The sequence below is a fragment of the Salinibaculum rarum genome, assembly GCF_030505615.1.
Taxonomy (GTDB): Archaea; Halobacteriota; Halobacteria; order Halobacteriales; family Haloarculaceae; genus Salinibaculum; species Salinibaculum rarum.
Genome location: NZ_CP129992.1, coordinates 2,089,436 through 2,101,559 on the forward strand (window position 1 = coordinate 2,089,436; position 12,124 = coordinate 2,101,559).

The following is a 12,124-nucleotide window of genomic DNA, read 5'->3' on the forward strand; positions in this document are numbered from 1 at the left end:
ATGTTCGCTGGCCTTCCCGCGACGACGCTTGCCGCCCTCGTCGTCCTCTCGCTGTTCGCCGGCGTCGGCATCACTGCCGTCGGTCCGGGTGGGATCTTCATCACCATCGCGCTCGTCGCGCTGACCGACCTCCCGCCGGCGGTCGTCGTCGGCACGGCCAGCGCCACCTTCGTCGCGACGGGGCTCGTCGGCGCCGAGAGCTATCGGCGCTCCGGTGAGCTCGATTCACGGGACGGCAAGCGGATGGCGCTCGTGTTGAGTCTCACCGGGCTCGCAGGCGCACTTGTCGGCGTCCGGCTGAACGCGCTCATCGACGAATCGACGTTCAGCGTCCTGCTCGGCGTGTTCGTCTCCCTGACCGGCATCCTCGTCTTCTACCGGACCCGCTACGGAACGTCTGGGAGCGACTACGACGTGATGACGCCCCGCGGCACGCTCGGCGTCGCCGGTATCGGGGCGTTCGTCGGCATCTCGGGTGGGCTCCTCGGCGTCGGTGGGCCGGTCCTCGCCGTCCCGCTGTTGGTGGCCATCGGCGTCCCGATGCTGATCGCAGTCGGCGTCGCACAAGTCCAGTCAGTGTTTGTCGCCGCATTCGCGACGGCCGGGTATCTCGCCCAGGACGCGGTCTCGTGGCCCCTCGCCATCGCGATCGGTATTCCCGAACTCGTCGGTGTCGTCGCCGGCTGGAAGATTGCCCAATCCATTGACGCCGAAAAACTTACCAGGGTGCTCGCGATCCTCTTGCTCGTCCTCGGGCCATATATCGCAGTTCGGTGACATTCGCTCGCTTGGACCTCGCTAAAAATCAGGGACGTTCTTGTGGCGTAGATTGTTGGTGAGTTCGAGTGCTGCACGGATAACTCGTCGCTCCTCTCGCGTGAGATACTCCCGTGGCTGCGTGCTGGTATCAGCGGAGAACCTGAACTCCGGTTCCCACTCGGCTAATCCGCGTTCGTGATGGAGCCACTTGTAGAGCATCAGGAGTGACTTCATACAGTTCCGCTTGTGGGTTGCACTGACATCACGGCGCGCGAGGTGATCCATCCACGAGTCCGCATGGTCGTGGGAGAGATTGACCGTGTATCCCTCTTCGTGGTCCCACACGTAGCGGTAGAACCGATCCATCCGATAACACCGCGGTTTGACCGTACCCGGCGCATAGCCAACCACCTCGTTGGGTTTCTTGCCGAACGTCAACAGCCACTCCAGACAATCTTCCCGCTCCGCGCGGTAATCGAGCAGCTGTCGTTCGTTCAGATACGATTCGGCCTTCTCCGTGACGACAGGGAACTCATCGAGGTCACTCATGAGAAGATCTCCCCTCTGTATTTCACGACGCCGTTTTCCCCGCCCAAAATCCCGGTGGGCAAATTAAAAACCGATGGAGAGCATACGGGTGAGCCTCGTTCCTTCGAACCGGATAGCCCGGCAAAACGGACTAATCGCAAGACTGCGCGGCTGTGTGTGAATCCTTCGAATCGAAATGGCCTGAGTGTTGAGTCGATCATAGCTGATTCGTGCAGGCCAAAACCGCAAGAAGGAAGCCGAATTGGGATGCTCCGTCAGGGATTCGAACCCTGGTCCTTGCCGTGAGAGAGCATCACCTGCCCTTTTTATGGACCTATCGGGTTGGCATCTCTAACTTTCAGCATATCGCTCGTTTTCGACCGTGTAGGAGTTTCTAATGGTGGCATGGTTAATATAGCAAGGGGATAATTGCCGGGAAGGCAATGGAACTTCGCTTAATCCGATCAGGGTCCTTGCCCTGAGGGCCAAATAGCAGCGAGGTTACGGGGTCCAAACAGGTCCAGAATTTCGGACTACAATTACGGTCAAGAGACATACTCACTCATAGACCCATTCGTGATGGCGGTTGCTAAATAGGGGATTTGTAGGTTCGAATACCCCACTGAGCGGGTGGTTCACGCCGCTTGGGAATACGGGTTATCGCGGGGGACTTGGGTCCATTATTTTTCTAAGATCGAATAATTCGAGGTTGTCGCGGTCAGCGGCAGTGTCCCGGACAGACTGCGTGAACCCGCTTCGAGCGAACAGCGCATACTCGTGCTCGACGCCCGTATCATCAGGCGACCAACGAATCTCCTCCGTGTGGGATTCGAGTGAGGCGAGCGCGCTGTAATCGAGCGGCGCGGACGTGAATTTGCACTCGCCCGTCACTATCGTCCCGTCTGCCGCGAGCCCGACGACGTCTACCTCGTGCTCGTTGTACCACCAGCGCCCGATGTCGGTGAACATCGTCTCGGGATAGAGGTCAGGCAAGATATCCTGACATCGGATTTCGAATGCCGGACTCACGAAATCCGCTAGTTCCGGTTTGATGACCGTCTCGTACGCATCATCCCCCAACCGCTCGTACCTGTCTTCGTTCCCATAGACGAACCGGAACCAAAACCGGAACAACGGGTCGAGAATCCGGTACCGTCCCCGCCGTGACTTCGTCTTATCCTCCGTCACCGGCACCTCCCGCTCGACCAGCCGTAGCCGCTCCAATTTCTGCGTATACGTCGAAATCTGTTTGCTATCGATGCCGACCGTTTGCGCAATCTCGTTCGACGTCGTATTCCCGGCTGCAATCGCCTTCAGGATCGCAAAGTACCGGTTCGGCTCCGTCAGCTCAGTGCGAAGAACGTACTCCGGCTCGTCGTGCAGGAACCCCTGCCGTGACAGCAGCGACTGTTGGATGACTGTTCCAAGATCGTTGTCCAGATCGACGCCCTCTAGGTAGTACGGCGTCCCGCCAAACACACCCCATGCGAGCAGCAGTTGTTCCGGGGAGTAGCTCTCGGGGAAGAACGTGCGCGCAGCAGCAAAATCAAGCTGGTGCAGATCGATTTTCTCGGTGAACCGACCGTACAGCGGACTGTTCCCAAGAAGCGTCGCCTCCTCCATCATACTGATCGAAGATCCTACGAGTATGAGCGTCACGCCCGTCTCACGCAATTCCTGATCCCACAGTCGCTGAATCACCGACGGGAGGCTTTCGTCAGCGTCAATCAGGTATGGGAATTCGTCTAACACGACGACTGCGTCCTGCTCAGCGAGATACCCGAGTAGCGATTCCCACTCGCTCTCGATCCGATCAATGCCCGGAAACGACTCTGCCGCCACGTCTACAAATGCGTCGAGTTGCACCTGTCGTGTTGTTTCGGTAGCTTGGTACAGGACGGCGTCATCACGGTCTGCCAGCGATTCTCGGACAAGTTCGGTCTTCCCGAGACGACGACGCCCAAAAATCACAACCATGTCTGCGTCACCCGACTCGTAACACTCTCGAAGCCGACTGAGTTCGTCCGTCCGATCCACGAATCGCTCCATACCCTATGACTGGTGGCCAGCCAAATAAAATGCCCGAATAGACTAATTCAGAATAGCCTAATCTAGAATTGGCTATTTGACTATAGTATATTGGCGAGCGCCAGTGACAGGAAGAAGCGGTTACTCCCTCCACTGGCAACCTTGACGACGGACGCTGTTTCACACCGAACAATAGCTCAGTCTCTACTGCCCGTTTCTAATTCGCCGTCTCGCTCGCTCGTCCAGCACGTGACTGGCATACCCGGCATCATCTCGATCGCTCTCTGCAACGGTTTCGAACGCTTGGCGCGAAATCTGCTTTGTCAGTAACTCACCGTCCTCAATCTTCCAGGCAAACGGCTCAGCAGGATCTATCCCCCGCTCTTGCAGCATCTCCCCATCCACGCGTAAGGACATCACAAGCGCGTCGCCGTAGGCACACGCCTGATCACGGCTCAACACCAAGTTATCTAGTAGTTCGCCGCTGCAAGGCGGAGAGTCGAACTATCTCTGTCTCCCGAGCACTGAAACTACGTGTCGCCCCCCGAGGGCGTGTGGAATTTTTGACCGGAAGAGAACTCGGTGAGTTCTTCAATTCGGTCTTCGAGTGCTTCGATTTCATCACGCAATTCGTCGGCTTCGGGATCGTCTGCTGAAGCGAGTTGGTCTTTCAGACCTTGGAGCCGCGTCTCTTTGCGTTCTTCATCTACCTCCGCCTTCCGGACATACTCGCGGTCGTCAATCTCATAGACATCGTCGGGTGCGAGTTCGGTCACCTCCAGCGCTTCATCGACCTTACTGCTATCGACGGTTGTGACGCGCTCGCGGTCGATACCCGCATCTTCTAGCGTGGCCAGTACGTCTTCGTCGTCTTTGAGCGAGCGGTACTCGCGGCTGGTCCGTTGGACGGAGCCAAACTGTGCGTGAACTGGTTGGTCGTGGTGGACGCGATCAAGCAGGAGGTCGGCTACTTCTTTGCGCAGGTCGTCCGTGCCACGCTGGACATCTGATAACAGCGTGTAGAGGTTGACCAGTGCTGGCGTTTCCAACGCGTCGAGGTCATCAACATCGTGGCGTTCCATCGTATCGATGAGCAACAGCAGGTCGGCGTAAACTGGCCGGTCGGGTTCTGCCCGCTCGTCCATGGCGGTGCTGTCGTCGCTGGCACGGATACGTTGGGAACTGCTCGGCTCATCAGTGGCACGAATCACGCCATCCTGTTCGTCAATTTCGAAGCGCGGATGGAGCGTCAACACGGCCGCGTAGGGGTCCGCATCCGGAGGGAGCCGGTCCAAATCAAAGCCGTCCGCAGCATCTTCGACACGGCGAAAAAGTGTCTCAAACTGTTCGCGCTGGAGTGGTTGACTGTCGCCACTGTCGCGGAATCGAATGACAATCCGCGGGTCCTGGACGCTCGTAATAGTGAATTGGGTGCCTGAAAGCGGCGTTAGTAGCGTCGCCTCATCGTCAAGCGCGTCGCACTCGTCACGGAGGTTGTCCCAAGTCACACCCGCAGTCATACTTCTCCCTACGCCCGACTACTACAAGACTGCTTGGAGGTTCGAGTGTCAGTAAGTACCCGATAGAGATTGCACAGTGATCGACGAGGTGTACTGTCTGTCAGGAACTCCGCAGAAGGGCAGTGCAAGATATAGAGGATGAAGTCAGCACGGCTCACATCTTCATTCTACGCTTTCTCGAATGGATCGGCTGCTCACTGCGTGTGCATATGTAACAGTCAGGGAAATTCTCTCAGACTCAGTTAGTACTCATCTGAGTTGCTGATGAAATCATCAGAGTACCATTTCGTGCATATTTACGCTTCGCTTGTCGCCACACAAGACTTATTCTGGAAACGGAAGGATGTCCTCCTATGGCACCCCCGTCACCGGTTGAGCTATTCTTGGTAGTCGGTGGCGTTGTTTTCTTTGTTGGAGGCGTCATTGCGTACTACCGGTCGTCTGTGACAATGAATACCACTCTTGTGTTGGTGCTCCTTGCAGTCACTTGTAGTTTGACTGGCGTTGTTGGCGTATCAGCCACTTACACAGATGCGCAAAAATATGATTACACGGTGGAAGAAACGTCTTCTCAGAACTGCAATAGTGAGAATGTGACTACATTCAACGAATACAGCGATTACAGTAACCTGTCTCCAGAGGCTCAAGAGATATTCCACTCGACGCTTCAAGCGGACGGAGAATATACCACGACAACACACCCGGACGACCTCCGACTTCAAAGTGACACAACATCATTGAATTTCATTCAGTATGAGTCAACGTGTTACGCGCTGAGTGCGCTCTCCAGAGGAGGTCTCGGCACTGGATTTGTCATAATCTTCTACGTGATTGCTGCAGCAGTCGGAGGATTATTTGCCAGTGCTAGCTTGATCTCCGGAGGATCCAAAGAGCCGATATCGCTACTTGTCGGACTCGGTTTGGCAGGTGGACTAACCGTAAGCGGCGTCACACACCTCGGCCAATTGGCAGGAGTAACCGTCCTGATCGGAGTCCTCACATGGGTCGCGATGCAATTAATCGAAACCTCTTCCATGAGAGTTCCAGCGATCAAATAGAGACGTAACTACTGGTGGATATTCGCTCTGTCCAACCCTCGCAAACGGGAAGTTGCTGGCCTGTATCGAACGATTCACTTCTCTGGAAGCGAGGAAGAATTCCGTGCAAAACTCGCGCTGTGTATGCAGCAGTCCCTTCGAAAACTACTCACACCCTGTCAGATAGCGCGTGACCGATATAGAGTGTGGGTACAGCACTGTGTTCAAGTTGCAACATCAATCTCCTTCCCATGGAAGGGACGTTAAGATGTTGAAAAATCACGTTGGCAGAATATTGGATGAGTTGCCTGAACCAACGAGGTCATTTCCTCAGAGGCAGCTGTTACGACCCCATCCGGAAAACTTCGAAGATCCTCGTGATACACTGTTTTTACGAAGAAATTTTGCTTGTCAGGGGTTGGTTGGTAGTCCTCTTTGAATATCGGAGAATGGTCGTGAAGGTCGGTGATGAGCGCTTCTGCAATCCGCCTCCGTTCGTTTTCGTCGTCCATCTTGAGTTGTAACCGTATCCTTGTTAGTCCTCGCTCACCCCCTTCGTCGATGTAGACGCTATAGATGAGAAAATTTGGATGGTCCGGATGGTTGGAAGTGAACTTCAGTTGTTTCTTCGAGTTTTGGATAACCTCGAAATCAGCCAGATGACCAATCTCATCCAAGGTTGTCCACAAAATGTTCGAGACGGTAGCGGAATAGTCGTCGATAGGGGAATGTGATTTCTCCGTAGCATAGGTAAGCAACGTGGCTCCGAACGTCGCAGCATCGTGGTCAATCCGTTGGAGTTGGTCGCGTAACTCCTCGTAGAACACAACCGTATCGACTTTTGCTTGGAGTTGAGTAGTGACACGGCGTTCGGGGGCAATCAGACAAATAGTGGCCTCATCCCAATCACCTCGATGTACGCGCTGTTCCCCCCGTTTATGATAATCAGAAAATTGATCGGGTTGTTCAGATGCCGTTATTTTGTTTTCGATAAGGACAAGATGTTCATCGCCATCCGGTGTCTGAAACCCCACCTCAATATCTGATTCCCGACCGTCGCTTCCGAAAACGTTGCAGGCGGATCCAAAATACACGTCACATCTATCTTCGTCAGCAGCAATCGGAAGAAACCAATCCCGGAATTCGGGTGAGGTTTCCAGCAGTTGTACAACAAGTAAATCAATATGGCACTCTCGAATACCCTGAACAAGCCGTTCTCCTCGCACACTCATATGCAGGAACACTGTTACAATGATTATAAAATTTTAGTGAATTGTTCGTATACTCAGAAAAGATAGCTTTGAGTAATTGGGTTCGAAGGCCGCAAGATGCTATATTCGCGCCCTCTATCTTGCACGCCTTCAGCGTGTCATAGAATACGTCTCATGCCCTCTACCTGGCGATTATCCAGCGTTAAACTCGCGCCTAAGCCCGTGGTTTCGTCATCCCCCATTTCTATTCAAAATAAGTACTGTGAATTATACCTGTTGAAAACCATTGTATGACAGGCTCTTACTCAATTATGCAAGATTTCTGTCGCACCAAGTTTCAAACCTCTTCAAATATATCAAAAAGTATATTAATTCCAGAAGATGGAATCAGCACAGTATAGCCAAGTTTTTGCATATTGATATTTTGTCGCCTGAGTCATAAGGATTATATTATAAATATTCATTCGATACAGTATGGGATTAACGAAACGTCGATTTTTAATCCTGAGTGGATCAGTAGGGACGAGCACTTTGCTCGCCGGGTGTGCAGGTGAAGAAGGAGATTCTGGTACTGAAGAGCCAACTAAAACTGAAGTGGGACCATCTTTTGAACTCAAGCGCACCAACGTTCAAGAAGACTCTATTACAGTCGATGATACGCTTACTGCAGCCGCAACAGTTGAAAATATTGGTGATGAGACGGGAACAGCAGCGGTTACATTCAACTTTGACGTTTCTGAAGAGACCAAAGAAACAGGCGAGTTAGAACCGGGGGAATCTGAACAAGTCGTTGTCGACATTGAGCCACCACTCATTGATCCTGGTCAATATACTCTGGCGATTGAATTGGAAGGCGAACAAGTAGCTACGACTCCCATTGCTCTATTCGATACTACTGACGAACCAGGGATCTACGGTGCAGTATTCTCGGAGAGTGATTTAGATTTGTCAGACGCAAGAGTGCGAGTAGGTGCTGTAGATAACAATAGGCGTGACGAAGGAGAGTTTTCTATTGACGATGCCAACCAATTTAGTATCTCTGGAGCAGATTTCACGGACGTTTCGGTTGATATCACTCTCAGATCAACCACTCCCGGTGAATTTGACGGTATCCCTACAATACTCGCTCTCACAGACAACCATGTGGTTAGTAATGATATCGAATTCCTTGGGCCATATGAGATTCCTGAAGCGTATCGCACAGAAATCCAGCTTGTTAATGAAGATGGGAACCCGATTCCAGATTTCACTCTGATTCTGCGAAGCTCAACCGGAGTTGGAACGCGGTGTACAACTAACGAAAATGGGTACGTGATTGTAGGTGACGCTACCAAAACGGGAGTGAGTCTCCCGCCAGAGAGTCCATCTAATATTCAAGTCGATGCCAGACCTGAAGGTAGTAACCGTCCTGAGATCTTTGGAGAGGTATACGGTTCAGAAGAAGGGGAAGAGTTTGTTTTTGAGGTGTCTGATCCGAGCCGGTTCAGTTGACTTGGGAACCAAGTTCGCATCCATCTGTTATCATCAGACCAAGAAAGCTTAATTCAGAATGAAATCATTCGTGTGATCGGCAACATTCAAAATGTAATATAATCTCGCCCTGCTAATCTCCACTTTAGCTGATCTAGGCCAAAGAATTGTCATTACATGAAAATTCCTGCAATAATTTTATACCAGCAATCGAGAATACCAAGTGCCGTGTACACGGCTGAGGTTTGCGGTTTGCCTCGTCCCAACCCCCTCGATTAGACCGGACGGTATACCATCCCCCTCTCTCCCCTTCCGTCCGGTCTAAACCTCCTCCACCAAAGGACTTCTCACAGATCAGGCCTTTAGCAAAGGAAGATCGGAACCACCGCTCAATAAGCACGCTTACTGAGCAAATAGAGCGAGTTGAATGTCTACCCGGGGAGGGTCCTATCGATATGTTTTACGAAAAAACAGTCCCCCCTCCCCACCCCCTGAAACAGTCCTCACACGCCTCCTCGACGGTGTGATGTGCGTGTTCGTGTTCATCGTCGTTCTTTTTTCTTGTCTAGTCCTAGAAAACTAGCTAGAGGAACACCCCCGCCAATCGATTTCTTTCATTCTAACGCTGTCTTGCGGTTCTCGTCGTCTGACTCTATTTAAAGGCACCTGTCTCAAGCCACCGCTCCCATGAGGCCCCTCCACTGGTAGCCGAAAACAAATCGATAACGGGGTCCCCCTGTTGACTCTTCTCCACCCCACCCCCACCCTGCCTCGAAAAACAAATCGATAAGGGTCCCCCCGTCCCCCGGGGGTTTAAACCAGTGGACTCATTCCTCCACTACGAAATCTATCACGGGGCCACCCTCTTCCCTCATCGCGCGTCCGGTGGAGTGGCGATCGAGAGGGCGTCATAGAAGAGTCCTCACAGCGCGTCACGGTACCCCTGGAATCGAGCCCACGTTCGACGTTGAGAGTTGGGCAAGCTGAAGGCACAGAGTGAGATAGAAAACCACGCTCTCATTGACCACTTGCCGAACATCTTATGTGTCGCACTGGTTACTTGCGAAGTAATGGGTTCAGTCGATTTGTCGTTGATGGCTCGTGTCTTTTCTGAGCGATACTCCCCGTCTCTTGCAGCGTTTGAGGACAAACCACCAACGGTCGATGCACTATCCAGCGACGGAGATGCAATTGATATCCAGGCCATAGTGGACTCACTGGACTCATTCCCCGAGTTGCAAGCCGACGACGGTGTGTGGCTCCCACTGCATAAACCAGAGTCTGCCGAACTCACCGGTGAATTCGTACGATACAGTGACGAGGATCGTCGAACAATACTCAAATACCACTGGTCACCAGTTGACCGAGAGAATTTCCAATCGATTCGGAAAGCCGGGACAACAATGATTGGGTGGCGGCTCCGGTTCTGGACTGACGACTACACTCCATCATCGCTACCGAGTTACATGCCGGGCGGTGACGCAGATGATTCCCAATCAGTCTTGGAGCTCGTTCCGGAGCATCTTGCTGCCGCACAGTGGAATACAACGCAGCGAAGCAACTTCTTCACGCACCTCACCGAGTTTGTCACAGCCGAAAAAGAACGAGCCCGGCAGGAACGCATTGACAAGTACGACTCATTTGATCAGCACACCTATCAGCACCGGGAAGGCGGCCTTCACGAGGCAGTACCCGTCTACCAAGACACCAGCACTAACCCGACACAGTGGCACGTCTCAGCACCATCAGATGAGGACGACGATACTACTGTAGACTACATTTGTGCGGAAACAAACCTGTGGGAAGACACGGAAATCATGATCGACACGCCACCATGGGTTCAGTCACAGTCTGGCCTTCCAGCCCTTGGTGAAATAGTGGATTCTCAAACGCGAGCGCTGACCTTTGTCATCTCTACGGACGCAGCAGACCCGCAAGCTGCCAGTCGATCGCTTCGAACTATCTTCGACAACGATGAGTTCGTCATCAGCCTGTACCCAATCTTCAATGCCCTGCCATACGACCGCGAGCTCGATTGTATTTCTCGCGTCCAGCAACAAAACGCGAAATACGGACCCGTCGCGGGGAACAGCGGCCTCTCGTTTGAACCAGCACGCGCACTCAACACGGAATTCCCGGAGCTAAACGAGTCACAACGCAACGCAGCCTATCAAGCGCTCTGTACCGATGACATCACGCTGATTCACGGGCCGCCAGGGACAGGGAAAACCCGGACACTCGTCGCAGTGATTCGAGAATTCGTCGAGCGCGGCAACAAAGTCCTCGCCTGTGCTCACTCCAACCAAGCAACGGATAACCTCCTCGTCGGCAACAGTACCGTTGACGAACCAGACCCTGATTCACTGCACGAAGCACATGTGAACGACGAACTCCAACTCGCCCGGACAGGCACTGGAAGCACCAACCGTGTCGTCCAACGAAACCACCAGACACGACACCCCGGAAACGCCGACGTCGTCGGCGCAACGATGTCCGCCGCTGCCGAATTCGACACGAACGAATTCGACGTCGCAATCGTCGACGAAGCCTCACAAGCGTCTATACCAGCGACATTCGCTCCCTGGCTCGCCGCGGAACGCATGGTTCTCGCCGGCGACCACAAGCAACTCCCACCGTACGCCAGTGATGAAATGCGAGACCGTGACCTGGAAGTCAGTCTGTATGAACACCTCGTCGACCGGTACGGACAGGACGCTGCGCAATTACTCGACACGCAGTACCGAATGCACGAAGACATCGCCGCGTTCCCAAGCGCCGAGTTTTACGACGGGAAAGTGAAAACAGTGGACCGGCCCAACGATCCATACACCCTATGGGACCTGCCTCCGGTCACCGCACATCACGTCACTGGAACCGAAACCCAACGATACGGCACGTCCTACGCCAATGAAGCCGAAGCAGACATCATCGCCACTCACGTCAACGACTTACGGAATCGCGGAACACCAAGTGAACGAATCGGCGTCATAACCGGGTATACCGGACAAATACAGACAATTCGAAACAAACTCAACGACCTCTCTGTCTCAACCGACAAAATCGAGATTGACACCGTTGACTCCTTCCAAGGCGGTGAACGAACCGTGATTCTCATGTCGTTCGTCCGTTCCAACGACACCGGCCACTCCGGATTCCTCTCACTCCCTGACGTCGGCCCGCGCCGACTCAACGTCGCCCTCACACGTGCCAAAAAACGCCTCGTTCTCGTCGGGAATTGGGACACACTCACGACACCAGAACCAACCCGCGACGACTGCAGCGACGTGTACGGGAACCTCCGCAGTTGGCTCATCGAGAATGACTGCTTCGAAAGCACTGAGTCACGAGAGTAGTACGCAGAGTTGTCGGAACTCTGGATTCTTACCAAACAGGCAGTCACTCTTGCTAGAATGTTTGGTAAGAAGTTGAGTGGCGATGATCACGGAACCAGCCGGACATTCCACTTGTCTCTAACTTTCGGGCGAAGGTCTATGAGTTCGGCATTATCGCCATGCATCCGTTTTATCCCCGCTGCTGTTACTCCCCGGTTTGAAAGGTCTAGGTTGTCAGT

9 protein-coding genes are annotated in these 12,124 nt (G+C 53.3%); 4 read left to right on the top strand and 5 right to left on the bottom strand.

All coding sequences use genetic code 11. The features are described from left to right. Positions 1 to 777 (top strand): sulfite exporter TauE/SafE family protein, encoded by a 777-nt coding sequence (locus QYL91_RS11095; RefSeq protein ID WP_302080562.1) that lies wholly within the window; start codon positions 1 to 3, stop codon positions 775 to 777. A gap of 21 nt (positions 778 to 798) precedes the next feature. Here the strand turns inward: QYL91_RS11095 and QYL91_RS11100 are convergent, their stop codons facing one another. The 4 genes from QYL91_RS11100 to QYL91_RS11115 form a co-directional block, all read right to left on the bottom strand. Continuing rightward, the gene (locus tag QYL91_RS11100; RefSeq protein WP_302080563.1) at positions 799 to 1,308 is read right to left on the bottom strand and encodes a site-specific recombinase xerd; all 510 of its coding nucleotides are present in this window, start codon (positions 1,306 to 1,308) and stop codon (positions 799 to 801) included. Positions 1,309 to 1,944: 636 nt separating this feature from the next. Then, the gene (locus QYL91_RS11105; RefSeq protein ID WP_302080564.1) at positions 1,945 to 3,336 is read right to left on the bottom strand and encodes an ATP-binding protein; all 1,392 of its coding nucleotides are present in this window, start codon (positions 3,334 to 3,336) and stop codon (positions 1,945 to 1,947) included. A gap of 183 nt (positions 3,337 to 3,519) precedes the next feature. Beyond that, positions 3,520 to 3,732 (bottom strand): hypothetical protein, encoded by a 213-nt coding sequence (locus QYL91_RS11110; protein ID WP_302080565.1) that lies wholly within the window; start codon positions 3,730 to 3,732, stop codon positions 3,520 to 3,522. Between the two features lie 113 nt (positions 3,733 to 3,845). Further along, positions 3,846 to 4,835: a DUF7983 family protein gene (locus tag QYL91_RS11115; RefSeq protein WP_302080566.1), complete on the bottom strand. Its 990-nt coding sequence runs from the start codon at positions 4,833 to 4,835 to the stop codon at positions 3,846 to 3,848. 353 nt (positions 4,836 to 5,188) lie between these two features. Here QYL91_RS11115 and QYL91_RS11120 point away from each other — a divergent pair, with 353 nt between their 5' ends. Continuing rightward, complete coding sequence (locus QYL91_RS11120; RefSeq protein ID WP_302080567.1) at positions 5,189 to 5,893, top strand: DUF7979 domain-containing protein; 705 nt, start codon at positions 5,189 to 5,191, stop codon at positions 5,891 to 5,893. A gap of 242 nt (positions 5,894 to 6,135) precedes the next feature. Here QYL91_RS11120 and QYL91_RS11125 read toward each other — a convergent pair whose 3' ends face one another. After that, positions 6,136 to 7,104 carry a PDDEXK-like family protein gene (locus QYL91_RS11125; protein ID WP_302080568.1) on the bottom strand — a complete coding sequence of 323 codons (969 nt, stop codon included), beginning with the start codon at positions 7,102 to 7,104 and terminating at the stop codon, positions 6,136 to 6,138. A 453-nt stretch (positions 7,105 to 7,557) separates the two neighbouring features. Here QYL91_RS11125 and QYL91_RS11130 point away from each other — a divergent pair, with 453 nt between their 5' ends. Continuing rightward, positions 7,558 to 8,574 carry a hypothetical protein gene (locus tag QYL91_RS11130; RefSeq protein ID WP_302080569.1) on the top strand — a complete coding sequence of 339 codons (1,017 nt, stop codon included), beginning with the start codon at positions 7,558 to 7,560 and terminating at the stop codon, positions 8,572 to 8,574. A gap of 1,049 nt (positions 8,575 to 9,623) precedes the next feature. Next, on the top strand, positions 9,624 to 11,906 hold the full coding sequence (locus QYL91_RS11135) for a DEAD/DEAH box helicase (RefSeq protein WP_302080570.1): 2,283 nt from the start codon (positions 9,624 to 9,626) through the stop codon (positions 11,904 to 11,906). Positions 11,907 to 12,124 lie beyond the last annotated feature (218 nt).